The organism is Variovorax sp. dw_954, assembly GCF_018449755.1.
Lineage (GTDB): Bacteria > Pseudomonadota > Gammaproteobacteria > Burkholderiales > Burkholderiaceae_C > Variovorax.
Genome location: NZ_JAAVVD010000031.1, coordinates 38,625 through 63,086, shown reverse-complemented (window position 1 = coordinate 63,086; position 24,462 = coordinate 38,625). Strand labels below are relative to the sequence as shown.

At 67.0% G+C, this 24,462-nt stretch carries 24 protein-coding genes and 1 tRNA gene; 4 read left to right on the top strand and 21 right to left on the bottom strand.

What is annotated here, in order from left to right; translation table 11 throughout:
- Positions 1 to 126 precede the first annotated feature (126 nt).
- The 18 genes from HB681_RS32755 to HB681_RS32675 all read right to left on the bottom strand — a co-directional run bounded on the left by HB681_RS32755 (position 127) and on the right by HB681_RS32675 (position 16,271).
- On the bottom strand, positions 127 to 1,398 hold the full coding sequence (locus HB681_RS32755; protein ID WP_213959062.1) for an RNA polymerase sigma factor: 1,272 nt from the start codon (positions 1,396 to 1,398) through the stop codon (positions 127 to 129).
- Between the two features lie 66 nt (positions 1,399 to 1,464).
- Complete coding sequence (locus HB681_RS32750; RefSeq protein WP_213959061.1) at positions 1,465 to 2,007, bottom strand: SRPBCC family protein; 543 nt, start codon at positions 2,005 to 2,007, stop codon at positions 1,465 to 1,467.
- Positions 2,008 to 2,033: 26 nt separating this feature from the next.
- Positions 2,034 to 2,474, bottom strand: a complete 441-nt coding sequence (locus tag HB681_RS32745; RefSeq protein WP_213959060.1) for a YciI family protein — start codon at positions 2,472 to 2,474, stop codon at positions 2,034 to 2,036.
- 19 nt (positions 2,475 to 2,493) lie between these two features.
- Positions 2,494 to 2,928, bottom strand: a complete 435-nt coding sequence (locus HB681_RS32740) for a YciI family protein (RefSeq protein WP_213959059.1) — start codon at positions 2,926 to 2,928, stop codon at positions 2,494 to 2,496.
- Between the two features lie 141 nt (positions 2,929 to 3,069).
- Positions 3,070 to 3,396, bottom strand: coding sequence for a thioredoxin family protein (locus HB681_RS32735; protein ID WP_213959058.1), 327 nt, complete (start codon positions 3,394 to 3,396; stop codon positions 3,070 to 3,072).
- A 235-nt stretch (positions 3,397 to 3,631) separates the two neighbouring features.
- Positions 3,632 to 4,540, bottom strand: coding sequence for a pirin family protein (locus HB681_RS32730; protein WP_213959057.1), 909 nt, complete (start codon positions 4,538 to 4,540; stop codon positions 3,632 to 3,634).
- Between the two features lie 75 nt (positions 4,541 to 4,615).
- On the bottom strand, positions 4,616 to 5,347 hold the full coding sequence (locus tag HB681_RS32725; RefSeq protein ID WP_213959056.1) for an aspartate/glutamate racemase family protein: 732 nt from the start codon (positions 5,345 to 5,347) through the stop codon (positions 4,616 to 4,618).
- A 31-nt stretch (positions 5,348 to 5,378) separates the two neighbouring features.
- On the bottom strand, positions 5,379 to 6,269 hold the full coding sequence (locus tag HB681_RS32720; RefSeq protein WP_213959055.1) for an ABC transporter permease: 891 nt from the start codon (positions 6,267 to 6,269) through the stop codon (positions 5,379 to 5,381).
- A gap of 15 nt (positions 6,270 to 6,284) precedes the next feature.
- Positions 6,285 to 7,202 (bottom strand): ABC transporter permease, encoded by a 918-nt coding sequence (locus HB681_RS32715; RefSeq protein WP_213959054.1) that lies wholly within the window; start codon positions 7,200 to 7,202, stop codon positions 6,285 to 6,287.
- Between the two features lie 132 nt (positions 7,203 to 7,334).
- The gene (locus HB681_RS32710; protein WP_213959053.1) at positions 7,335 to 8,615 is read right to left on the bottom strand and encodes a PotD/PotF family extracellular solute-binding protein; all 1,281 of its coding nucleotides are present in this window, start codon (positions 8,613 to 8,615) and stop codon (positions 7,335 to 7,337) included.
- Positions 8,616 to 8,770: 155 nt separating this feature from the next.
- The gene (locus HB681_RS32705; protein ID WP_213959052.1) at positions 8,771 to 9,859 is read right to left on the bottom strand and encodes an ABC transporter ATP-binding protein; all 1,089 of its coding nucleotides are present in this window, start codon (positions 9,857 to 9,859) and stop codon (positions 8,771 to 8,773) included.
- Positions 9,860 to 9,944: 85 nt separating this feature from the next.
- Positions 9,945 to 10,295, bottom strand: a complete 351-nt coding sequence (locus HB681_RS38510; protein ID WP_256735187.1) for a GNAT family N-acetyltransferase — start codon at positions 10,293 to 10,295, stop codon at positions 9,945 to 9,947.
- A complete protein-coding gene (locus tag HB681_RS38505) occupies positions 10,292 to 10,741 on the bottom strand; it encodes a hypothetical protein (protein WP_256735186.1) in 450 nt (149 codons plus the stop codon). The genes HB681_RS38510 and HB681_RS38505 overlap by 4 nt, the downstream gene beginning before the upstream one ends.
- A gap of 65 nt (positions 10,742 to 10,806) precedes the next feature.
- A complete protein-coding gene (locus tag HB681_RS32695) occupies positions 10,807 to 12,063 on the bottom strand; it encodes a transglycosylase domain-containing protein (RefSeq protein WP_213959051.1) in 1,257 nt (418 codons plus the stop codon).
- A gap of 415 nt (positions 12,064 to 12,478) precedes the next feature.
- A tRNA-Gly gene (locus HB681_RS32690) sits at positions 12,479 to 12,554 on the bottom strand.
- 181 nt (positions 12,555 to 12,735) lie between these two features.
- On the bottom strand, positions 12,736 to 13,317 hold the full coding sequence (locus tag HB681_RS32685; protein ID WP_213959050.1) for a hypothetical protein: 582 nt from the start codon (positions 13,315 to 13,317) through the stop codon (positions 12,736 to 12,738).
- On the bottom strand, positions 13,298 to 14,191 hold the full coding sequence (xrtQ, locus tag HB681_RS32680; RefSeq protein ID WP_213959049.1) for an exosortase Q: 894 nt from the start codon (positions 14,189 to 14,191) through the stop codon (positions 13,298 to 13,300). The genes HB681_RS32685 and xrtQ overlap by 20 nt, the downstream gene beginning before the upstream one ends.
- Before the next feature lie 13 nt (positions 14,192 to 14,204).
- Positions 14,205 to 16,271, bottom strand: coding sequence for a VIT domain-containing protein (locus tag HB681_RS32675; RefSeq protein WP_213959048.1), 2,067 nt, complete (start codon positions 16,269 to 16,271; stop codon positions 14,205 to 14,207).
- 192 nt (positions 16,272 to 16,463) lie between these two features.
- Here HB681_RS32675 and creD point away from each other — a divergent pair, with 192 nt between their 5' ends.
- Together creD and HB681_RS32665 are read left to right on the top strand one after the other, a co-directional pair.
- Positions 16,464 to 17,885, top strand: a complete 1,422-nt coding sequence (gene creD, locus HB681_RS32670) for a cell envelope integrity protein CreD (RefSeq protein ID WP_213959047.1) — start codon at positions 16,464 to 16,466, stop codon at positions 17,883 to 17,885.
- Positions 17,886 to 17,913: 28 nt separating this feature from the next.
- Positions 17,914 to 20,307: a penicillin-binding protein 1A gene (locus HB681_RS32665; protein WP_256735190.1), complete on the top strand. Its 2,394-nt coding sequence runs from the start codon at positions 17,914 to 17,916 to the stop codon at positions 20,305 to 20,307.
- A 391-nt stretch (positions 20,308 to 20,698) separates the two neighbouring features.
- Here HB681_RS32665 and HB681_RS32660 read toward each other — a convergent pair whose 3' ends face one another.
- The 3 genes from HB681_RS32660 to HB681_RS32650 are packed head-to-tail and all read right to left on the bottom strand — an operon-like array spanning position 20,699 to position 22,783.
- Positions 20,699 to 21,013, bottom strand: coding sequence for a non-heme iron oxygenase ferredoxin subunit (locus tag HB681_RS32660; RefSeq protein WP_213959045.1), 315 nt, complete (start codon positions 21,011 to 21,013; stop codon positions 20,699 to 20,701).
- Positions 21,014 to 21,062: 49 nt separating this feature from the next.
- On the bottom strand, positions 21,063 to 21,533 hold the full coding sequence (locus HB681_RS32655; RefSeq protein WP_213959044.1) for an aromatic-ring-hydroxylating dioxygenase subunit beta: 471 nt from the start codon (positions 21,531 to 21,533) through the stop codon (positions 21,063 to 21,065).
- A 2-nt stretch (positions 21,534 to 21,535) separates the two neighbouring features.
- Positions 21,536 to 22,783 (bottom strand): aromatic ring-hydroxylating dioxygenase subunit alpha, encoded by a 1,248-nt coding sequence (locus tag HB681_RS32650; protein ID WP_213959043.1) that lies wholly within the window; start codon positions 22,781 to 22,783, stop codon positions 21,536 to 21,538.
- A 110-nt stretch (positions 22,784 to 22,893) separates the two neighbouring features.
- On the opposite strand from HB681_RS32650, the gene HB681_RS32645 reads away from it, so the two are divergent.
- Positions 22,894 to 23,811, top strand: a complete 918-nt coding sequence (locus HB681_RS32645; protein WP_213959042.1) for a LysR family transcriptional regulator — start codon at positions 22,894 to 22,896, stop codon at positions 23,809 to 23,811.
- A gap of 208 nt (positions 23,812 to 24,019) precedes the next feature.
- Entirely contained in the window at positions 24,020 to 24,391 is a 372-nt protein-coding gene (locus HB681_RS32640) for a DUF4148 domain-containing protein (RefSeq protein ID WP_213959041.1), read from the top strand.
- Positions 24,392 to 24,462 lie beyond the last annotated feature (71 nt).

Genomic DNA, 24,462 nt, shown 5'->3' with positions numbered 1-24,462 from the left:
GCTTCCTTTCGAAGAAGACTGATGCCACTCGGCAGCAGGTGAGAGGGAGTGTGGGATCGCTCTGTGTCGCAAGCGTGAGCCGGCGGTGAGCGTGCGTAAAGTTCGGTGAACGTAAAGGCCCGAAGGCTATGGCGAAGCACAACTGGCCGCGCGGTCGAGCAGCAAGGCGCGCTCGCGGGCGTTGCGCGTGAGCGCCGCGGCGGCTTCGAATTCGGCGCGTGCTTCGTCCGCGCGGCCGAGTTTCGCGAGCAGGTCGCCCCGCACGCTGGACAGCAGGTGGTAGCCGCGCAAGGCGCCTTGGGCGACGAGCATGTCGACCACCTCCAGGCCTGCTGCCGGACCGAAGGCGAACGACAGCGCGACCGCGCGATTGAGTTCGATGACGGGCGAGGGCGTGAGTTGCGCGAGCGCGTCGTAAAGCGCGGCGATGCGGAGCCAGTCGGTGGCATCGGGCGTGCGGGCGCGTGCATGGCAGGCGGCGATGGCGGCCTGCATCGCATAGGGCCCGAGCGCCTCGCCGAGCGCCCCGCTCAGCACTTCCGCCCGCGCGAGGGCGGCGAGGCCGCGCTGCACCAGCAACCAGTCCCAGCGTGACCGGTCCTGTTCAAGCAGGAGGATCGGCGTGCCTTGCGCGTCCACGCGCGCCGGCGTTCGCGAGGCCTGGATTTCCATGAGAGCGACCAGGCCGTGCACCTCCGGTTCGGCGGGCACCAGCTCCGCCAGGATGCGGCCGAGCCGCAGCGCTTCCTCGCAAAGCGCGGGGCGCATCCAGGTGTCGCCTGCCGTCGCGGCATAGCCTTCGTTGAAGACGAGGTAGATCACTTCGAGGACCGATGCCAGGCGCTTCGGCAACTCGCTCGCGTGCGGCATTTCGAAAGGCACCCGGGCCTCGGACAGCGTGCGCTTGGCGCGGACGATGCGTTGCGCCATCGTGGCCTCGGGCACGAGGAAGGCGCGGGCGATCTCGTCGGTCGTGAGGCCGCCGAGCAGGCGCAGCGTGAGCGCAGCACGGGCAGCCGGCGAGAGCACCGGATGGCAGGCGATGAAGATCAGGCGCAGCAGGTCGTCGCCCACCTCGTCGTCGAGTGCCTCGTGCGAATCGACGTGCAGGTGCGCCTCGTGCACTTCCAGCTCGCGACCGTATTCATCGTGCTTGCGCTCGATCAATTTGCGACGGCGCAGTTCGTCGAGCGCGCGGTACTTGGCAGCGGCCACGAGCCAGGCGCCGGGGTTGTCGGGCACGCCCTCGCGCGGCCATTTCTCCAGTGCCGTGACCAACGCGTCCTGCGCCAGTTCCTCGGCCAGGCCGACGTCGCGCACGATGCGCGCGAGGGTCGCAATGATCCGCGCCGACTCGATGCGCCACACTGCGTTGATGGCACTGTGGGTGGCGCTCACGTCATTCGAGAAGGTGTGAAGATTTCGTAGCGAGGGCGCCGAGATCGGTGGCCGCAGTAGAAATATTCACACCTTCTCCGCCGCGGCCTTGAGGTTGGCGAGGCCGGCTTCGAAGTCCGTGCCGATCATCGTGTCCATGCTGAAGAACACCTGCATGATCTTCGACACCAGGGGCGCCGGGCCTTCCATCGACCAGGTGACTTGCGTTGCCCCTGCGCCCTGCGGTTGCAAGGTGAACGCGGCCATGTTGTGGGCCGTGAAGGGCTTGCTGAAATCGAGCCGGATGCCAATCCGCTGAGGCATCGACTCGACGATCTCCATGCGGCCAGCGCCGGCATTCCCGGTGCCGTCCCAGGCGTAGACGGCGCCCTTGCCGCTGGGTGCGCCGCTGAACACGCGCTTCATCGACGGGTCGAGCTTTTCATAGGGGGACCAGGTGCTCCAGTTCTGGAAGTTCTCGATGAGCGGCGCGATCTTCTCCGGTGGCGCCTGGATCGTCACGCTGCGCTCGACCCGGAAGGTGTCGGGCTTGCCGGTGGCCAGCCCGAGCACGATCGCGACGGCGGTCGCGAGCAGCAGGACGATGGTGAGCAGGACCTTCTTCAGCATGCGGTCTCCCTGGTTCTTCTTGAGCTTCAGCGCGGCACGTCGGCCGAAGCGTGCATCTGCTGCTCGAGGTCCTTCAACTGCGGCCCGGCCACGCCTTCGAAGTCCTCGAGTTCATACAGCTGCCGCAGTTCCAGCGAGACGTTGCCATGCCCGTCGCTCGCGGGCCAGCGGCGCACCCATTCGAGCGCTTCCTCCTTCGACTTCACCTCGATCAGCGTGAAGCCGGCGATCAGTTCCTTGGCCTCGGCGAAGGGACCGTCGGTAACGGTGGGTTGGCCGCCCTTGAACTGCACGCGCGCGCCGGTCGAGCTGGGCTTGAGGCCCTGGCCGCCGCGCATGATGCCGGCATCGAGCATGGCCTGGTTGTAGGCCATCATGTCCTGGAGCAGCTGCGCATGCTGGGGGCCTGCGGGGCTGGTCTCGGATTCGGTTTCGGCGTCGGCCTTGCGGATGATCATGAATCGCATGGTGTGTTCCGCCTGGCGCTCAATGCTGCTGCTGCTGTTGTTGTGCGGCGGCTTCTGCCCGCAGCCGTTCTTCGTTGGCCCTGAGTTCCGGCGTGAGGGCCGGGCCGAAATCCTCAGGCGAGAACACCTGGCGGATCTCGATCTCGGCGCCGTCGCCGAAGGGCGCGCGCTTGAGCCATTCGATGGCCTCCGCCTTCGACTTGACCTGGATCAGCCAGAAGCCGGCGACCAGTTCCTTGGTCTCCGCGAAGGGTCCGTCGATCACGGTGCGCTGCGCGCCGTTGTAGCGGATGCGTGCGCCCTTGGAGCTGGGGTGCAGGCCTTCGCCCGCGAGCAGCACGCCGGCCTTGACCAGCGATTCGTTGAACTTGCCCATCTCCGTGAGCAGTTGCTCGGAGGGCATGACGCCGGCTTCGGTGTTGGCGTCGGCCTTGACGATGACCATGAATTTCATTTCTCGGGTACTCCTGAAGGATTGGGGTTGTGAAAGGGCTGCCGGCCGGTCGATGGCTGGCCCTGCGCGGCGGCCCTGTCTACACGTCGAACGAGGGCACGCGAAATCGACATCGGGCGTGCGCGGGTCTGCAGATCCTGTTCAAGCCGGCGCGACGATCTGGGCGAGCGCCCGGCTGATTTCATCGGCGCTGGTCGGGCGCACCACGCGTGCGAGTTCCTTGCCGTCGCGCATGAACACCAGCGTGGGCCACAGCCGGACGCGGAAGCTGCGGCCCAGGGCCCTGCCGCTGCCGTCCTCCACGCGGATGCGCCGCACGTCGGCATGGGCTTCGAAGGCCTCGTCGATCAGCGGTTCTGCGCGTTGGCAGAAGCCGCACCAGTTGGTGCCGAACTCGACGACGGTGGCGCCTGGCAGGTGGTCAACCGCGGCGCGGTCGGTGGACTCGGGGGTGTAGGGCGTGCTCATGAAAACCATTCTGCCCAGAGGATGAGAATCTTTCTACTGCGGCCACCGATCTCGGGCCTGCGGTGTTGGCTCCGGCATGACAAGCGCTTCGCGCAATTGTCAGCCTCGCCGCAACTGCGTTGTCGCCGCACGTGAGTGCGGCTCCGCTCCTCATCCCGACCTCGACGCCCTCGCTACGAAATCTTCTCACCCTCTGAAACTCGCTAAGGCTTCGCTCGCCATGGCGCCGCGGTGCTCAACCCAGGCTCCCATTCTGGAAATCGTGGACCGCTTCCATCAACTGCTCGCGCGTGTTCATCACGAAAGGCCCGTACTGCGCGATCGGCTCATGCAGCGGCTTGCCGGCGATGAGCAGGGCGCGCGCCGGGCTGTGGTTGGTGGCGGCGGCGCGCAGGCGCAGGCCGTCGCTGCCGCTATCGTTGGCCAGGATCGCCATGCGGCGGGTCGGCACCTCGCTGCTGCCGATCCACACTGACTCGCGAAACGCATAGACCAGCGCGTTGCGGTCGTCCGGCAGGGGCTGCCAGAACTCGGCGCCGGGCGGCAGCGTGATGTCGAGGTAGAGCGGCTCGGTGTGCTGGCGCTGCATCGCGCCCTGCACGCCGTGGCTCGTGCCGGCGATCACGCGCACATGGACGCCGGCGGGGGTCAGGTACTCGGGGATCTCGGCGCTCTGGATGTCGCGGTACCAAGGGTCGCACATCTTGTCCTTCGCCGGGAGGTTGAGCCAGAGCTGGAAGCCTTCCATGACGCCGTCTTCCTGCTCGGGCAACTCGCTGTGCACGAGGCCGCGGCCGGCCGTCATCCATTGCACGCCGCCGTTCGAGAGCAGGCCTTCGTGGCCGGCGCTGTCGCGGTGTCGCATGCGGCCGGCGATCATGTAGGTGACGGTCTCGAAGCCGCGATGCGGGTGGTTCGGGAAGCCGCCGATGTAGTCGCCGGGGTCGTCGCTGCCGAAGGCGTCGAGCATCAGGTAGGGGTCGAGCCGCTGCTGCAAGGTCTGCTGCAGGACGCGCGTGAGCTTGACGCCATCGCCGTCGCTGGTGGAGACGCCCGCGACGATGTGGTCGATGCCGCGCGGCGTGGCGACGGGCTGCAGTTCGGTGAGGTGGGTGACGTGGGAGGTGGGGTTTGCGCTGGTCATCCGATGGATGGTGGCACCAAGCGCAGAACCGCGCCAGCAACGCGGGTGTTGGCTCGAGCCGCCGCGCGCGCTTCGCTACCTCAGCGCGGCCATCTCCGGCGAGACGTTCTGCCACGCTACGCCGAAGCCGCCGGGCCCTGCTGTCTTCTGCTCGTCGCGCACCGCGTCGAGCGCCCACTGCGCGCCGGCCTGCACGCTGTCGATGAGCGGCACCGGCACCTGTTCGGCGATGCAGTTGGCGATGCCGGCGAGGCCTGCGCCGCCGAGGATGATGGCCTGTGCGTCGAAGCGTTCGGCGGCTTCGCGGCAGGCTTGCGCGAGCAACTTGCGTGCGCCGGCCGGGTCGGCGGCGAGCTCGGCGCCGGTGGGCGCGACGGTGTGGATGCCGGCCAGCGTCTGCGCGTGGCCGAGCGAGGCGGCCAGGCGCTGCAGCATCGGCCGCCAACGTTCGCCACCCGTCACGATGGCAAAGCGGCCATGCCAGGCCGCCGCTGCGAACGCCGCTTCGGCCAGCGCGCCCACCGGCACGCCGGCGCCCTCGCGCAGGGCGAAGAGGCCGGGGTCGCCGAAGCAGCCGATCAGCACCGCATCGGGCTTGCGACCCTGCGCGAGCGCGGCCGCCCAGGCGTCGAGCACGGTGTGGTTGGCCACTGCATAGCTGGCTTCGGACGAGATGTACGGGGCGCCGAATCGCGCCGTGATCGTGTGGACGTCGAGGGCATCGCCAACCTCCTGCTGCACGTATTGCTGCAGCAGCAGGCTGACGGATTCGGAGGTGTTGGGATTGATGACGAGCAGCGAGGGCATGGCGCACTCAGTGTAGCGGTCGCTCCCAGGCTCACTTCTTCCGGGCCGAGCGGCGCCGCAGCAGCGCGGCTGCGCCGAGCGCAATGCCCATGACCGCGAAGGACACGATGGTGGTCACGGTGCCGAGCGCGTAGATCGATGGGGTGGTGACGGTCGAGGTCAGCCCCTGCAGTTCGAGCGGCAGCGTGTTGACGTCGCCGATGGCCTGCGAGGTGCGCGCGATCTCGTCCCAGCTCAGCGTGAAGCCGAACATGCCGATGCCGACGATCGACGGCCCGATCAGCGGAAGCACCACGTGCTGGAACGATTGCCATGGCGTCGCGCCGAGGTCGCGTGCGGCCTCTTCGTAAGCCGGGTTGAAGCGGTTGAACACGGCGAACATGATCAGGAGGCCAAAGGGCAGCGTCCAGGTGAGATGCGCGCCGAGCGCCGACGTGAGCAGGCCGAGCGCGGTGCCGTAGTTCTCTAGCGTGCTGGTGGCATCCATGGCGGTGAGCAGGTCCTTGATGCCGGTGTCGAGCAGCCGGAACTGCAGGCCGATGCCGAGCGACACGATGATCGACGGCATGATCAGGCTGGCCACCGTGATGAAGAACACCGCGTTGCCGCCCTTGAGCTTCTTGCGGAACGCGAGGCCCGCGAGCACCGACAGCACGACGGTGAAGAGCATGACGACGGCGCCGAGCATCAGCGAGCGCCGGAAGGCCGCGCCGATGTCGACGGTGCCCAGTCCTTCGGCCAGCTTCTGGAACCAGTGCAGCGAGACGCCGCGCAGCGGAAAGGTCAGTCCACCCTCGGGCCCCTGGAAGCTCAGCACGAAGATGGTGATCATCGGGCCGTAGAGGAACAGCACGAACAGGCTGAAGACGAAGGCCAGCGGCCAGAAGCCGGGGGCCCGGTGTTCTCCGATGGGGAGTCTCATGCGGTGTGCTCCATGTCAAAGCTCCTTGCGGATGTCGACGAGCCGCGTCAGCCCCCAGATGATCATCAGCACCACTGCCAGCAGGATCACCGCATTCGCCGCCGCCAGCGGGAACTGCAGATACGAGGTCTGCACCTGGATGATCTTGCCGATAGAGGCGATCTGCTGGCCGCCCATCACGCCGATGGTCACGAAGTCGCCCATGACGATCGTGATGACGAAGATCGAGCCGATCAGGATGCCGGTGCGCGACAGCGGCACGATCACGTTCCAGAGGGTCTGCCAGCCCGATGCGCCGGAGTCGCTGGCCGCTTCGAGCAGCGAACGGTCGATGCGCATCATCGAATTGAAGATCGGCACGATCATGAACATCGTGTAGAGGTGCACGAAGGCCAGCACCACCGAGAAATCGGAGAACAGCAGCCACTCGACCGGCTGGGCCACCAGGCCCAGGCCCATCAGGAAGTCGTTGACCAGGCCGTTGCGGCCCAGGAGCGGAACCCACGAGATCATGCGGATCACGTTGGAGGTCCAGAACGGCACCGTGCACAGCACGAACAGGATCGTCTGCATGCCCGGTGACCGGATGTGGAACGCGAGGAAGTAGGCGACGCTAAAGCCGAGCAGCAAGGTGATCCCCCAGACCAGCAGGCAGAACTTGAGCGTGCTGATGTAGGTGCTGAGCGTGACGCAGTAGTCGCCGTTGTCGGTGAGGTGCGAGCAGCCTTCGAAGATGCTCAGGTAGTTGCGCAACGTGACGGCCGGGATCAGCTCGTACTCGTTGAAGTTCCACAGGCTGACCATCGCGATCAAGGCCAGTGGAATCAGGAAGAAGAGGAGGAACACCAGCGCGAACGGCGCCGCCTGCCACCACGCCTTGATGGTGTGGGTGGTCATGGAGGCGGTATGGCCGGAAGATGCTGGTGCGCTCATGGTGTTGCGAGGTCTTTCCCCTCTCCCTCCGGGAGAGGGCAAGGTGAGGGCTTGGGCGGTCGAGGAGGTACTGGTTCAACCACCGCCGCCGCCCTCACCCCAACCCTCTCCCCGCAGGGGAGAGGGAGTCAATCAGGCGGCGACGAACTCATTCCACTTGCGGACCATGTACTCGTTCTCGTCCATCACCGCGTTCCAGCAGGCGATGCCGCCCATGCGCTGCTCGTAGCTGCCGCCGTCGCGCACCGAGCCGGTCTTGGCCAGCACGTCGCCTTGCGGGCTCTTGATGTCCTGCGTGGCGGGCTTGCCTTCCATCCAGTAGGCCCACTCGTAGGCCTCCATCTTGGTCTTGGCGGTGTCCAGCACAGCGCTGTAGTAGCCCTGGCGGTTGAGGTAGGCGCCGGCCCATCCGTCGAGGAACCAGTTGATGAATTCATAGGCGCCGTCGAGCTTCTTGCCGCTCAAGGTGGCCGGCAGGCCGAAACCGGCGGCCCAGGCGCGATAGCCTTCCTTCAGCGGCTGGAAGTTGCAGGCGATGCCCTTGGTGCGCACGGCGGTCACGGCGGGCGACCACATCGACTGGATCACCACCTCGCCCGAGGCCATCAGGTTGACCGACTCGTTGAAGTCCTTCCACAGCGCGCGGAACTGGCCGGCCTTCTTGGCTTCGATCAGCGTCTTGATCGTGAGGTCGATCTCCTGCTTGGTCATGTTGCCCTTGTCGGCGTACTTGTGGATGCCCTTGGCTTCCACCACCATGGCCGCGTCCATGATGCCGATCGATGGGATGTTCAGGATCGCGGCCTTGCCCTTGAACTCGGGGTTCAGCAGCTCGGCCCACGAGTCGATCGGGCGCTTGATCAGGTCGGGGCGGATGCCCAGCGTGTCGGCGTTGTAGGTGGTCGGGATCAGCGACATGAACTGCGTCGGCGTGGCCGAGAACTTCTTCGACTTCTCGCCTTCGAGGTAGATCACCTTCTTCGGTGCCGTGCCCTGGTCGCCGACCTTCTTGCCGGCGACTTCGCCCTTGGTGAACAGCGACGTGATCTTGTCGGCGTTCTTGATCTTCTTCGTGTCGATGCCCTTGAGGTTGCCGGTGGGCACGATCTTCTTGAGCGAGAAGAACTCGGTGTCGATCAGGTCGAAGCTGTTGGGCGCGGTGACGGCGCGCTTGGTCACGTCGTCGGTGGTCACGGCCACGTACTGGATCTCGATGCCGGTGTCGGCCTTGAACTTCTCGCCGATGGCCTTGTCCTGGTTCACCGCGGTGCCGAGGTAGCGCAGCACGATCTTTTCCTGCGCGTGGACGAAGGGGGCCATGCCCGTGGCCAGGATGCCGGCGAGGCCCGCGCCGCCCTTGACGAGCGCGCGGCGTTGGATGCCTTGGTTGGAAGAATCGATCGGGTCGGACATGGGAAGGCCTCCAGAGTTGGTGGTGAACAGGGAAAACTACGTGAAAAGCGCAAGGAGTCGGGGTCAGCCCGGCGTCGGACCGCTGCAGGGGCGACAGGCGGTTGCCACGGGAGACGGCGGGCGCACGACGTCGAGGCGCGTGGAAGCCATGCGCTTCAGGCCGCTTCCGCAGCCAGTTCATCCCGCGGCGTGCGGCCGGGAGTGCTGCGTGCGGAAGGCCGCTTGACACCCGGCCCGAGCACCCGGGCATCCGCGGCGTCCCACGACAGCGTGACGTGGTCGCCTGCGCTGTACGGATGCCCCAGGAAGGTCGACTCGTTGAGCAGCACCGACACGCCCTTGCGCCCGTCGGTGGCCTGCGTGACTTCCAGCCCGAGCAGCACGTAGGTGCCCTGGTATTCCACATCGGTGATCACCGCACCAAGGCCGGACTCGTCTGCACCACGAATGCGCATGTGATCGTTGCGCACCGCGATGGGGCCTGCGGGCGTATCGATGACGTTGTGCCCGCCCATGAAGCGTGCGACGAACTCGCTCGACGGGTGGTTGTAGACGGCGTGCGGCGAGCCGACCTGTTCGATCAGGCCGTGGTTCATCACGACCATGGTGTCGGCCAGCGCCATCGCTTCTTCCTGCGAGTGCGTGACATGGATGAAGGTGAGCCCCAGCTCCTTCTGCCAGCGGCGCAGCTCGGCGCGCATCTGGATGCGCAGGAAGGGGTCGAGCGCCGACAGCGGTTCGTCCAGCAGCAGCACGCGCGGTTCGGTGATGAGCGCACGGGCCAGCGCGACGCGTTGCTGCTGGCCGCCGGAGAGCTCGGCCGGCTTGCGGTCGGCCAGGTGACCCATGGCGACGCGTTCGAGCAGGTTGCCGGCGCGCTTGTGGCGCTCGTTCTTCCCGACGCCCTTCATCTTCAGGCTGAAGGCCACGTTGTCGAGCGCGGAGAGGTGCGGGAACAGCGCGAAGCTCTGGAACATCATGGCCGTGCCGCGCGCCGCGGCGGGCAGGTTGGTGATGTTGCGGTTGTCCAGAAGCACGTCCCCGGTGGAGACCGATTCATGCCCGGCGATCATGCGCAGCGTGGTGCTCTTGCCGCAGCCGGAGGGGCCGAGCAGGCAGCAATAGCTGCCGCTTTCGATGCGCAAGTCGATCTGGTCGACGGCAGCAGGCGTGCCGGCCGCATAACGCTTGGTCAGCGCGACGATCTCAACAGCCGCAGGAGGGGGGGTGGCGACGGTTTGCATTGCGATAACAATCGCAAGACATGTGCCAATGCGCGCGCTACCACGCGTTGCGACGGATGCACCACGATCGGGCGTCCCGAAAGGCTCAGCGACCGGTCAGTGGCGCGCCAGCTGGGGCGCTGGCGTCCGTGTCGACAGCGTCTTGGGTCCAGTATTCATAGGTCCATTGCGGCGCGAACCCCGCGCGCCGGTACAGGGCCAGCGCCGGCGCATTGCCGGCCTCGACCTGCAGGAACACCCGCTGGTAGCCGCGCGCCAGGGCGGCTCGCGCCAGCCCCGCCATCACCCGTCCGGCGAGGCCGCGCCCCCACGCCGATTGCTCGGTGCGCATGCCGTGCAGGCTGGCCCAGCCATGGCCCAGTGCCATCGCCCCGGCGGCGACGGTGCGGCCGTCTTCCCGAACGCTGCCGAACAGCGTGCCGGTGGCGCGGCTCAAGGCCTGGACGAGCTTTCGCCATCGACCGGGTCGAAGCCCTCGCCGAGGAAGACCGAGGCCCAGCCGGCGTCGGGCGCCGTGTCGACATCGCCCGGTGCGTCGGGCGCGAGCCCGAACACTGCGCGCAGGTCGCCCGTCTGGGTGACGGTGGGCTTGCCGCGCTGGCAGCCGCGCTCCTGCAGGGCTTCGCGAAGGGCGTCGAAGCAAGCCCGGTCGGCGATGCGGAACGCGGCCCGCAAGCCCTGCGCGGCATAGCGTTGCCCGATCCGTTGCGCCAGTGCGGCGGCGTCCGTCGGCGCTGCATGGCGCAGCGGCACGGCGGACTTCGCGCGGCCGACCGTTCCGCTGTCGAAGGGCAGCAGCCATCCATCGAGTTCCTCCACGGTGCGCGGCGCGACCGCCGCCAGCGTGGCGCGTTCGATCGCCTCGGTGTCTTCCAATGTCATCTTTGCGGTTGATGAGCACCGCGGACCCGAGATTGGCGTCCGCAGTATAAAAATTCGCCCCTTCGTCAGGGCGGCGGCGCAAAGCGAGCGTTGCTGACTGTGCGCGCCGTGGCATCGCGCTGGCCCTTGCTCACGGTGTGCATGTTCTCGGCCACCCATTTGGCGCGCGCGGTGTTGATGTTGCCCGTGCGCTTCCAGTCGGCGAGTTCGGCATCGGGCTTGTGCAGCATCGCGGCCAGCCACACGGCCTGCGAGGGGTCCAGCCGCGCCGCGCCGCGCTTGAAGTAGCGCCGCGCTGCCGCCTCGGCGCCGCAGATGCCGTCGCCCCAGGGCGCGTTGTCGAGGTAGATCTGCAGGATGCGGGCCTTGCCGAGTGTCTGTTCCATCTCCACCGCATAGAGCATCTCGCGCAGCTTGCGCTCGCCGGTGCGTTCGCTGCCGGTGACCAGCATCTTGGCGAGTTGCTGGTTGATGGTGCTTCCGCCGCGCGCGATCTGGCCGGCCTTCTGGTTGGCGGCGGCTGCGGCACCCAGTTCGGTCAGGTCGTAGCCCGGATGCTCGAAGAAGCGCTGGTCTTCCGCTGCGATGACCGCGCGCGCAAGCCAACTCTCCGGCGACAGCCTGGCCGACGGGCCGCAACTGCTGCGGTTGCTCAGCAACACATCGGTGCCCAGCCCCTCGACGGTGAACTGCGAGATCTTCGGCTGCACCGTGAAGCTGTCGGCCGGAAGCGCGAGTTGCGCGCGCAAGGACATCGCGCCGCCGATGCGTGCGCGCTGCAGGTCGGGCACGGCCGGCGCGAACACGGCATACCACTTGTCGATCGGCCCTTCGTCCATGTCGACGTTGAGTTGCAGCTTGGTCTGCGAGAGCCGGCCGTCCCAATGGCCGCGCAGCGTCGAGGCGGTGGAGCCGGGCGTCATGGCCTCCAGCGTGCCGGTCAGCACGACGACGTCGCGGTGCACGGTGATGCGCAGGCGGTCGACGCTGATGGGCTTGGCGCCGAGTTCGGGCACGGTGGCGCTGCAGGGGGCGCAGACCAGTTCGAGGGTCTGCTTCGGGTCGTTCCAGGCAAAGCGGACCGGGCCGTAGCGGGTACCGAGGGAGCGGCCGTCCAGCCAGGGCGCGAACCATGGCGCGGTGGCCACGCGGATCACCGTCGGCACGCCGACGTCGAACCCGATCGGCCCGGCCTGCACCCGCGTCGCCCACTCCCCGGCCGCTGGCGCCAGCGCGATCTTGACGATCAGCACGACGGCCACGGCCGCCGTCACGCCCAGGGCCAGGACCACGTAGAGCAGGTAGCGCAGGATCTTCTTCACGGGGTGCAGTCTCGTCGAACTCGTTGAGTTGCGGCATGCGAGCTTGCCACAGCGGCGCGACGGCACCATAGCCGTCCAGCCGATCCGGAGGGTCGATGAACCGCGTCCTTGCCGCCTTGGTGTTGTTGCAAGTCCTCGCGATACCTTTGGGTATCACGGTGGCTTGCGCCTGGCCGGAACGACAAATCCATGGGCCTTATCAAGTGCTGCCAAGCGAGAAACACTGCACTGGCATGCAGGCGGGGCGGGCCCCTGTGAAAGCGCATCGCGCGATCATCGACAGGCGTTGTCGTCAGGCTTTGGGATCTTGTCGCACGCGAGCCAGGGGTTCCGGCAGCGGCCCGAGCGAGTTCAGGCGGTGCGAAGTGCAATGCACAAATGAAATCGCAGTCCGGTGGACTGCGATAAAGAAAACTGGAGCGGGAAAAGAGTCTCGAACTCTCGACCTCAACCTTGGCAAGGTTGCGCTCTACCAACTGAGCTATTCCCGCGTTTCCGAGCCGATGATTATATGCCGAAAATCGGCCCCGCCCTGGGCGTCGCCAGTTGGGCCTTTGCAGCAAGGGGGCAGGGCGAGGGCATCGGGCCTGTCCATCGCCCTGAATGATCAATGGCACGGAGCCCTCACCCCAACCCTCTCCCCAGAGGGAGAGGGGGCAAGAAGTGCATGTTTCATTCGACCACCCGTGCCGTCGTGATGGCCTGCCAAGGCCCCGTGGACTTGCCGCTGGCCGCCGCCCAGTACCAGGCCGACGTGTCGGTGAAGGTGGCGCCTGCCGCGTCGACGATGCGTTCGCACACGCGCAACCTGGGCGTGCCGGGCCTGTCCGCGAGGAAGCAGCGCCACAACCGTTCGCGCGGGTCGCGCTCCAGCCGCGCCTCGTCGATGCGATAGCCGAGCGCGCGATAGCAGTCGGCTGCCGGATGCAGCATGCGCGTGGGTGTACGCACTTCGCGCAGCACAAGGGTTTGCGCGCCGTCGGTCATACGGGCGATGGCGCCCGGGAAGTGTTCGGCAAAGCGCTGCTCCACCTCGCTGAGCGCCAGGGGACGCAGGCGTGCGCCGTCCCAGGTGTCGGGCCACGCCGTGGATGTGGCCGGCTGCGCGACAGCGGGGGCCGCCGGTGCGTGCACCGCCGTGGCGGCGCACCAGGCGATGCACAACACCATGGCCGCCGCGAAGGCCGCCTTGTGCGCAATGCGCTGCATGAAATGGTTGGCGAACAGCAAGCGATCAAGCGACTGCATCGACATGGCGGCCTCCGTGAAAGGGGAAGGGTTGCGCGGCGGCGCGCATGCGGCGCGACGACACGGCCCATGCGATGCCGCCGCAGACGATCGAGAGCACGATCAAGCCCAGCGTCTCGTGCGCCCACGGCGCGAGCGGCCGGCCGGCGCCCTCGCAGGCCACGAGCACTGCATTGCGCACGATGTTGCCCGCCATCACGAACAGGCTCACCACGGGCAGGCGCGCGAGAAAGTCGCGGTCGCTGCGACCCGCCCACAAGGCGACCGTGCAGGCGCTGAAGTAGCCGAGCCACACCATCTGCACGCCGGAGCAGGGCGCATCGACGATGACCATGCGGCCGTCGACGAGCAAGGTGCTGCCTTCGCGCATCACGCTGAAGGCCGGCGCGAGCAGCCAGCGACTGGCTTCGGCCGTGATCACGCGCAATGGATAGCCTGCATAGAACTGCAGGGAGGACAACAGCGGCAACGCGAGCACGGCCAGGCCCGCCACGGGCAGCAGGCCCACGCGGCGCGGCAGGAAGGCCGAGAGCCCGCAGGCCAGCGCCAGCACCGCCAGCAGGCCCGAGACCAGCGGCGGCAGCCATGGCCGCAGCAGCGTGGCCGCGATCGTACCGAGCATCGCCAGCGCCAGCCAGCCGAGGCGTGGCGAGGCGCGCAGGTCGCGCCGTGTGTGCCACGCCAGCACCGCCAGTGCGCCAAGGGCCAGCAGTCCCAGCGGATCGTCGGAACCGTCGCGCAGGCGGGCGGCCATCCAGAACCAGGTCGGCGCCAGCGCGGCTGCCTGCAGCGCGAGCCAGCCCGCGGCGGGTGCGCGGTCGAGGCGGATGCTCCAGTCCACGACGCGGGGATGGGACCGGGCGAGGGAAGCGAGTGACATCTTGCAAATCCCCTCAATGCGTCAGCCGACGTGCATCCTGGCGCCGCGCACGGCGGCGCAGCATGGCCAGCATCGACAGCACCACCGCCACGGCGCCGAGCAGTTCGGGCTCCGGCGTGCTGGGCACTTCGGCGCCGAGCGTCGGCGCGCCGCCCACCGCCAATTCGCTCACGCCCTTGGGCAGCGGCTGTGGCTGGTCGACGCTCGCCGCATTCTGCGGCGCCGGGTTGCGCACTACCTTGTCGACGGCGATGAAGCTGGTGTACTGCGTGAGCAGGCTGTAGCGCAGGCCCAGGTCGGTGACGCGCTTGGCGATGAGGTCGGTCGGCTCGATCGACTCCTGGTCGCTCAGCGCGGCAATGCGATGGCGCGCCCACAGCGTGCGCAGCGCGGCCGTGTCCTGGCGGGTGCCGGCATCGATGGCCACCTCCTGGCGATACGGGCCGCTGGCGGCCTGGCCTTCGATGATGACGCGGCCCCTGGCTTCGCCGCGCCATTTGCCGAAGACGATCACCGGACGCTCGCCGAGCACATCGGGCAGTGCGCTCGGTTCCACGTCGTACACGTCGAGACCGCCGAAGGTGGCTTTCACATGCGTGAGTACTGGCGACTCGACCATGCGCTTGAAGCGTGCGGCCTGCTCGGGCGCCTGGACCGGGTCGGTGATGACGAAGGGCTCGCCCATGCCGGCGCGCGCCAGGCCTTCCATCAGGTGGCGATTCACCGAACTGCCGATGCCGAAGGAGAACAGGTTGGCCTTGCCGAGGTTCTTGCGCACCAGTTCGAAGGCCTCGCGCTCCACGTCCACATAGCCGTCCGTCACCACGACGATCGAGCGCGAGAGGTTGTCGGGCTTGGGTTCGGCATAGGCGCGCCTGAGCGCCGGGACCAGCTCGGTGCTGCCGCTGCCCTGGTACTTGTTGATGGTGGCCAGTGCCTGCTCGATGTTGGCGCGCGTGGCCGGCACCGACTTGGGCGAGAGCATCCGGTTGCTGCCGGAGAACAGCAGCACGTTGAAGGTGTCGCTCGGGCGCAGGCCGCCGATCAGGCGCTCCAGCATGGTCTTGGCGGTGTCCAGCGGAAAGCCGTGCATGGAGCCGGAGATGTCGACCACGAAGATGTAGTCGCGCGGCGAGATCGCGCTGGCGGCCACCGACTTGGGCGGCTCGATCATCGCGAGGAAGAAGTTCTCGTCCTGGCCCTTGAAGAGCATCAGGCCGGATTCGATCTTCTCGCCGGCCAGGCGATAGTCGAGGACGAAGTCGCGGTTGTTGGCGGGCTCGTTGCTGGCAGTCAGTGCCACGTCGGCATGCTTGTCTTCATCGTTTTTCTTCACGTCGATCGCGTGGGTGGCCGAGCGGATCTCCTTGATGCCCATCGGCGTATCGATCGCGACCTTGAGCTTGAACATGGTGTTGGGCGCCACGCCGGCGCGCAGCGTCGGCTGCGCCACCCACTTCGTCGCAGCCGGATCGGCCAGCGGGCTGTGATAGCGCGGACCCACCACGGTCGGGAACACGAACTGGTAGTTGCCCGCGTTCGGCACCAGCAACTCGGTGTAGTGCAGTTCCACTTTCACGTCATCGCCCGGCAGGATGTTGGCGACGTTCATCTGGAACACGTTGGGCAGGTGCTGCTCCAGCAACGCGGCGGTCTTGCCTTCGGCCTTGGCGGTGTTGTATTCGATCTGCGCCTGCTGCTTCTCGCGGATCTGCGCGGTGATGAGGCGGTCGCCCAGGCGCACGTTGAGGCCGCTCACCGCCGCCCTGGCGGAGCCCGGGAAGACGTAGCGCGCCTCGATGGCGCGCTGGCCTTCGTTGCGATAGGTCTGCGTCACCGTCACGTCGGCGATCACGCCGGACACATGCACATTGACCTCGGTGGCCTTGAGCGGCAGCCGGTCGGTGTCGGGCGAATCGCTCTTCACGAAGAAGTACGGGCTCTCGGTCTTCAGGCGCGGCCCCGGCGCCTCCTGCGCGGCGGCGGGGCGCGTGCTCAGCAGCACGAAGCAGGTGGTGGCAACGCTCACGGTGGCGAACCAGAGCCAGGGGCCGTGACGGGGAGAGGCGGCTTGCGTCATTGTTGTGTTTCCTCGGTCGTGCGAACTTGCACGGACCTCAATGTCGCGAGCGCAGGCGAAGCCAGTTGGAAGGCCGTGGGAATGAAGAAGCGCGAATGTGAAGCCTGTGTGAAGTCCGGCGGCACAGGGCTTCACACCCGCTTCGGACGGCGCGGCGAGCATCGCGGCTTCGAAATCGAGGAGGTCTCCCCCATGAATTTCCAGGCGCTCAGGAATTCCATCCTGGTCAAGCTCGCCGGTCTGCTGTTGCTCACGCTGCTGCTGTGTATTCCGCTCGCGCAGATCGACGCGTTGAACCACGAGCGCGGGCAGAGCCAGCGGGAGGCCGCGCAGGAGCTGGCCCGCACCTACACGGACAGCCAGCAGCTGATCGGCCCCTTGCTCGTGGTGCCGTATGTGGAGCGATGGATGGAGGTGCAGCGCAGCGCCGAAGGCAACGTCCTGCGCAACCTGCAGCGCAGCAAGGAGGCAGTGCACATCGTGTTCCCCGAGCGGCAACACCTCGAGGGCAGCCTGCTGCCGCAAGAGCGCTATCGCGGCATCTTCAAGGTGCCGTTCTACTCGCTCAAGGCAACGCTGGACGGCGGCTTCGCGGGCTTCGACGTGGCCAGTGTTCCGCACAGCGAGACCGATTCGCAGATCGAGACCCGGACGCCGTACATCGCGTTCAAGGTCAGCGATCTGCGCGGGCTCGACGGCTCTCCCGCGCTGGGGGTGCAGGGCGAGTCGCTGCATTTCGCGCAGCGCGTGCCCGGCCTCGCGGACGATGGCTTGCTGGGCGGCGGGATTCACGCGCCGTTGTCGGGCGAGGCGCTGGCGACGTGGAAGGCGGGCAAGCCCTTGCCCTTCGAACTGAAGCTCGCGCTGGTCGGGCAGGAGACCTTGTCGATGGTCCCGCTTGGCGGGGAGACGACGGCGCATCTCGTTTCGCCTTGGGCGCATCCGAGCTTTGGCGGGCGCTTCCTGGCATCGGAGCGCAGCATCACGGCGCAGGGCTTCGAGGCGCGCTGGCGCGTGTCATCGCTCGTGACGACCGCGCGCGAACAACTGCTGAGCGGCGTGGTGGCACGCAAGGGCAAGGACCCGGCGTTACTGCAATCGTTCGACGTATCGCTGGCGCAACCGGTCAACGTGTACTCGATGTCCACGCGTGCGGGAAAATACGGCGTGCTGTTCATCGGCCTGGTGATCATGGCGGCCTTCATGTTCGAACTCTTCCGCAAGTTGCGCATGCATCCAGTGCAGTACGGCCTGGTGGGTCTGTCGATCGCACTGTTCTTCCTGATGTTGCTGGCGCTGTCGGAGAAGCTCGCGTTCGGAATGGCCTATGCTGGGGCCGCGAGTGCCAGCGTGCTGCTGCTGGCCGCGTACTTCAGCGCGGTGCTGGGCGGCTGGCGGCGCGACATGTCTTTCGGCGCGTACGTGGCGGTGTTGTATGGCGCGCTCTATGGCCTGCTGGCATCGGAGAGCAATGCGTTGCTGCTGGGCGCGCTGCTGGTCTTCGGCCTGCTGGCCGTGTTGATGCTGGCAACCCGCAAGGTCGACTGGTATGCCTTGTCGGCCGGCGCCGCGAATGCGGCAGGCCCCGTGCCGTCGTCGTCCTCGGCGAATTGATTGATTGATGAGAAAGCGCAAGTCCCCGATGTTGAATGGTTCTCCCAGGCTGAAGCGTGTGGTCCTATGGGGCGGCGGCGCGGTGGTTGCCGGCGCGCTGCTGGTGCTTGGCGCGGTGGGCGTGGCGGTGGTGGTGATCACGCCGAAGCTGCCCGACGTGTCGGCACTGGCCGACTACCGGCCCAAGCTGCCCTTGCGCGTGTATTCGAGCGACGAGGTGCTCATCGGCGAGTTCGGCGAGGAGCGCCGCGACCTGGTGCCCATCGGCGAGGTGCCGAAGGTGTTGAAGGATGCGGTGATCGCGGTAGAGGATGCGCGCTTCTACGCGCATGGCGGCATCGACTACGCCGGGTTGGCGCGTGCCGCCGTCACGAACGTCCTGCATGGATCCAGCCGCCAGGGCGCGTCGACCATCACCCAGCAGGTCGCGCGCAACGTGTACCTGAGTTCCGAGAAGACGCTGACGCGCAAGGCCTACGAAGCGCTGCTCGCGTACAAGCTGGAGAGCACGCTCAGCAAGGACCAGATCCTCGAGATCTACCTGAACCAGATCTACCTCGGCAATCGCTCCTATGGATTTGCCGCCGCATCGGAAAGCTACTTCGGCAAGCCGCTCAAGAACATCACGACGGCGGAGGCCGCGATGCTGGCCGGCCTGCCGAAGGCGCCGGGCACCAACAACCCGCTGGTCAACCCGCGGCGCGCTCGCACGCGCCAGCTGCATGTGATCGGCCGCATGGAGGAAACCGGCGCCATCACCGCGGAGCAGGCCACCGCCGCGCGCAACGAGGAACTGCACCTGCGCGACGCGGCCGACCCTTCGCGCCTGCATGCGGAATACGTGGCCGAGTCCGTGCGACGCGAGATGCTGGCGCAGTACGGCGACAGCGTCTACACGCGCGGCCTGAAGGTCTACACGACGCTCGTGGCGGCGGACCAGGCGGCCGCGTACAGGTCGCTGCGCCGCGGCGTCATGGACTACGAGCGGCGCCAGCCGTACCGGGGGCCGGAGCAGTCGGTCGACCTGCCGGAGGAGCAATCCGCGCTCGACGATGCGGTGGACAGCGTGCTGGCCGATCACCCCGACAACGGCGATGTGATGGCGGCGGTGGTGCTGTCGGCGAGCCCGAAGGAAGTCGTGGCGGTGCGTGCCAACGGCGACTCCTTCCAGATCGCCGGCGAGGGCTTGCGGCCGATGCTGGCCAGCCTCGCCGCCAAGGCGCCGGACAACCTGAGGATCCGACGCGGTTCGGTCATTCGCGTGACGAAGACACCAAAGAACACATGGGAGATCACGCAACTGCCCGAAGTCGAGGCCGCCTTCGTCGCCGTCGACCCGCGCGACGGGGCGATCAAGGCACTGGTCGGCGGCTTCGACTACGACAGGAGCAAGTTCAACCACGTGACGCAGGCCTGGCGCCAGCCGGGTTCGACCTTCAAGCCCTTCATCTACTCGGCTGCACTGGAGAAGGGCTTCTCGCCAGCCACCGTGGTCAACGATGCGCCACTGGTCTTCGACAGCAGCGCGACTGGCGGCGCGCCCTGGGAGCCGAAGAACTTCGAAGGCACCTACGCCGGCCCGATGACGATCCAGCATGCGCTCGAGAAGTCGGTGAACATGGTCACCTTGCGCGTGCTGCAGGCGATCGGCACGGAGTACGCGCAGGACTGGATCACGCGCTTCGGGTTCGACCGCGACAAGCATCCGGCGGTGCTGCCGATGGGCCTCGGCGCCGGCTCGGTCACGCCGATGCAGATGGCCACGGCCTACTCGGTGTTCGCCAATGGCGGCTACCGCGTGAGCCCCTACCTCGTGACGCGCGTGACCGACTTCAAGGGCAAGGTCGAGTTCGAGAACAAGGCGCCCGTGCTCGATGAAAGCATGCGCGCGATTTCCGAGCGCAACGCCTTCGTGATGCGCACCCTGCTCAACAGCGTGGTGAAGCACGGCACCGCCTTCAAGGCCTGGCAGACGCTGAAGCGCGACGACCTGTTCGGCAAGACCGGCACCACCAATGATTCCATCGACACCTGGTTCGCGGGCTTCCAGCCGACGATGGTCGGCATCGCATGGGTCGGCTACGACACGCCGCGCCAGCTCGGGGTGCGCGGCGAGACCGGCGGCAGCCTGAGCCTGCCGATGTGGACCGGCTACATGGAGACGGCGCTGAAGGGCGTGCCGGTCGCTGCGCTGACGGCGCCCGAAGGCGTGGCCAATGTCGACGGCAACTGGTACTTCGACGACTTCACGCCGGGACATGGCGTGGCGAGCCTGGGCCTCGACGCGGCGACGCCTACGCCGCCGGCGGAACAGCAGGTTGGCGGGCCGAGTTCGCCGGTGCCTGTGACGGTCGCGCCTGCGCCCGCTGAAACGCCTGCACACCCCGAGGAGCGCAATCGGATACTCGACTGGTTTCGCTGAGCAGGGCCTTGCGTCGGTACTTCTGACGCCGAGCGTCTTCCACGAACGACGAGACCGGGCGGGCGAGGTCGAGGACACCGGGTGTCTCCCTCCGCGAATGTCCCCCGGCCTTCGGCCTCCTCCTTTATTTCGCTGCGGGAGACACCCGATGCCCTCGACCCCAGGACACGTCGCGTCGAGCCGGTCGATCAACCACTGCGCGTCCGGATCACGTCGATGGTGTGCTCTGCGCAGCGAAACAGAGGAGGAGGCCGAAGGCCGGGGGATATTCGCGGAGCAGAGTACGCCGTCGGCGTGATCTCGCTCGCAACGTTACCAATTCAGGCCTCTGCAGGCACTGACTTTGCCGTTAACTGGCGTACTTCATCCGATCGAGCTTCGGAGGTGCGCATTACCCCACCGCGAGCCAGATGCGGCCGTTCTCGATCTTCACGGCATAGCTGCGGACCGGCTTGTCCGCTGGCGCATAGGTGGCCTTGCCGGTGCGCACATCGAACTTGCCCTGGTGCAGGGGGCACTCGATCTCGTGGCCTTCGAGGAAGCCGTCGCACAGGCGGCCGTCCCCGTGGGTGCAGCTGTTGTCCGTCGCGTGGATGGTGCCGTCGACGTCGAACAGCGCGATGTCGAGCCCGGCGGTTTCCACGCCGATGACGTCGCCCGGCGGCACCGCGTCGGCCGCGGCGATGTCGATCCACCGGGTGCTCATCGAAGACTCCACGCTCTGCACGTCAAGCGGTCCTGCACGGCGTTCATGTTCATAGCGGATAGATCAGTGAGTTGGGAATCATCTCGCTGTCGTAGACGACCAGGCGCGATGCGAACTTGAGGCCGTCGGGCGTGCGCACGACGGTGTCGATGTAGCGGCCGACGTTGTAGACCGTGGTCAGCTCGTTGAACTTGGTGCGGAACACCGCGTAGTTGGCCTCGCACTCGATGCGATCGCCATCGACCTTGTGCACCAGCGGCGCACCGACGACGTGGCGCTGGTAGTACGGGTCGTGGAACAGCGTCTCCTTGATACCGTAGACGCGGTCCATCAGCATGCCCTTGCTTTCGAAGGAGAGCGTTGCCAACGGAAAGCCACGCTCATGGTTCTCGCGTGGCTGGATGCGGTAGACGCAATCGTCGGTGAAGAAAGCGGGCCACAGGTCCCAGTGGCCGGAGTCGACGGCGCTGGCGTAGTCGGCATGGAGCCGGACGAGTTCGAGGTAGTGATCGAACGGCATGGTCATGCTTCCATGACTTCGCGCCAGTATTGGTACATGCCACGGATCAGCGTCTCGGTGACCATGTGGTCGGTGTCGCCGACCTCGCGGCCGCCGAGCTCCACCAGCGTGCGGTGCGACGGCCTGGCCTCGAAGCTCATCTGCGACAGCTCGATCACCTCGCCATCGTCCGCCGACACGAAGCCCGCCGGCCCGAACAGGTTGGCCTGTCGCAGGCGGCGTTGCGTCATCTCTTCCGTGTCGTCCTCGAAGCCGAAGTGCGTCCAGACGAACTCGAAGGCGCCGTGGCCGTCTGGAATGATCTGCCGTGTCGACACGCTGTTGACTTGCTGCTGCAGGATCACGCTTGGGAACAGCGTGGTCATCACGGCGGTCGGGCCGCCCCACCAGGGCTCGGGCACGATGTCGAGGAAGCGCGGGTCCTGCAGTTGCATGCTGGCCTTGAAGCTCGACACCTGCGTGACCTGCCCGGCCTGTCCCTGCGCGCCGCGCGTGGAGATCATGGCCGCATGACGGTGGCGGCCATCCATCACCAGTTGCGACTTGTTGTCCGCGCGCCAGAGCCCGAAGGTGACGAACCAGGTGTGCAACAGGCCGGGGTGGTACGGGTCCTTGATGTTCTCCTGCATCAGCTTCCAGTTGCCGGGGATGCGCTGGCGGTTGTAGCCGAGGATGCGCAGCTTGCGTCCATTGAACAGGCGATCGAAGTAGTGCAGCACGGCCGGGCCGATGAAGTCTTCGAGCGACTCGACATCGTGGTCGAAGGAGGCGAACACCACGCCGCCGCGCACGGCCACCTTGAGCTTGGTGAGCCCGTGCTCGGCCGGCTTGAAGTCGGCCGGCATGCCGCCGTTGACCTTGCCGTCCTGCTTGACGCCGCGCCGGAACGGCACGCCTTGGAGGTTGCCATCGAGCGTGTAGCTCCACTGGTGATACGGGCAGGTGAACTCCTTGCGGTTGCCGTGGCGCTCGCGGCAGAAGGCGACGCCGCGGTGCGCGCAGGCGTTCTCGACCACATGCACGTCCGTGCCGTTGGCGTCGCGCACCATGATGACGGAGCGCTCGCCGATCGCGGTGCGCTTGAAGTCCCCGGCGTTGGGTATCTCCGCTTCGAGGCCGACATAGCACCAGTGGCTTGTGTAGAACAGGCGCGCCAGTTCCTCGCGGTGCAGCGCGTCGTCGGTGTAGGCGGCGAAGGGGATGCGGCTGGTGCCTGCGTCGTGCCAATGCAGGGCGGCTTCGTGGGCCATGGCTGTTGTCTCCTCGTGGGCGGCGCTCGCTTGCCATGATGGCCGTTTTGAGGGTATCAGCCAATCGGATCCGGCGAATACTGCACATCAAGTTGGTGAATACTGCAGGCATGGACCTTCACGAGATCGACCTCAACCTGCTGGTGGTGTTCAACCAGTTGCTGATGGAGCGCCGCGTGTCTGGCGCAGCCGACACGCTCGGCCTCACGCAGCCCGCCGTGAGCAATGCGCTCGCCCGCCTGCGCAAGCTGCTGGGCGATGAACTGTTCCTGCGCACGCCGGGCGGCATGGTGCCCACTCCGCGCGCCCAACTGCTCGCGCAGCCCGTGGCGGATGCGCTGGCGCTGCTGCACGGCGCGATGAACCAGCGCATCAGCTTCGACCCGGCGACGAGCCAGCGCAGCTTCAACATCGGCATGTCGGACATCGGCGAGATCTATTTCCTGCCGACGCTGATGGATGCGCTGAAGGCGCAGGCGCCGCAGGTGCGCATCAGCACGGTGCGCAACTCTGCGGTGAACCTGTCGGATGCGATGAGCGCCGGACAGGTCGACCTCGCGCTCGGTCTGTTGCCGCAACTGAAGGCCGGCTTCCTGCAGCGCCGGCTGTTTCCGCAAGGGTACGTGTGCGTGTTCCGCAAGGGCCATGCGCTGGACTTCGGCAATGGCGGCAAACGGCGCATCACGCTGGCCGAGTTCGCTGCTGCAGACCACGTGGTGGTGGAAGCCGCGGGCACCGGCCATGGCCGTGTGGAGGACGCCTTGCAGCGTCGCGGCATCCAGCGCACCGTGCGCTTGCGCGTGCCGCATTTCGTCGCGGTCGGCCACATCCTGGCCGGCACCGACATGATCGCCACTTTGCCGCACCGACTGGCCGAGAAGATCGTCGAGCCGTTCGGGCTGACGTGGGTGAAGCATCCGGCGCCGCTGCCCGATACCGCGATCACGCTGTTCTGGCATGCGCGCTATCACCAGGATCCGGCGAACCAGTGGCTGCGGGAAGTGATCTTCGGGATGTTTGCGCGCTGAGGACGCGTTCCTGCAGTCGTCGACGCGCTCCGACACGTCGTCATCGCTTTCGTGCTGCATCGAAAGTGGTGCTGTCATCGTTTCGATTTCGTGAACGTGGCGTTCGCGATGCGCGGCGCGCAGGCGCCGAGGCCGCGCCACAGAATGCGTTTCACGCGAAGGCCACAAGGACGCCGCGCAAGAAAACCCCTCAACCAAAGGCATCGAAATGAAGACTCTTCACATCCTCTCCGCGAGCGCATTGGCCCTGCTGGCTGCCGGCCTGCACGCCGAGACCTACGAAGGCGTTCAAGCTCCCGTCTCGGTCGCGAGCCGTGACGCCGTGTACTCCGACGCCGTGCGCACCGCGGCGGCGCCCGACCAGAACATTCCGCGCGGTTCGCGTGGCGCCGAGCGCTTCGTTGCACAGGCCGACGCATCCGCCGTCCGCGCCGAGGCCGTGTATGCCAACTACGCACCGGACCAGAACGTGTCGCGCGGTTCGCGCGTCAACAGCACCGTCGTGTCGACGATGCCGCATCCGCTCGCAGCACAAGCGCAAGTGCAAGCCAGCAAGAAGGCTCCGACCGTCGCGCAATAAGCGGCGCGCGACGTGCCGGCGCGTGTGCGCCGGCACCGCTTCCGTCTCTCGTCTTTCAATGGCTCTTCTTC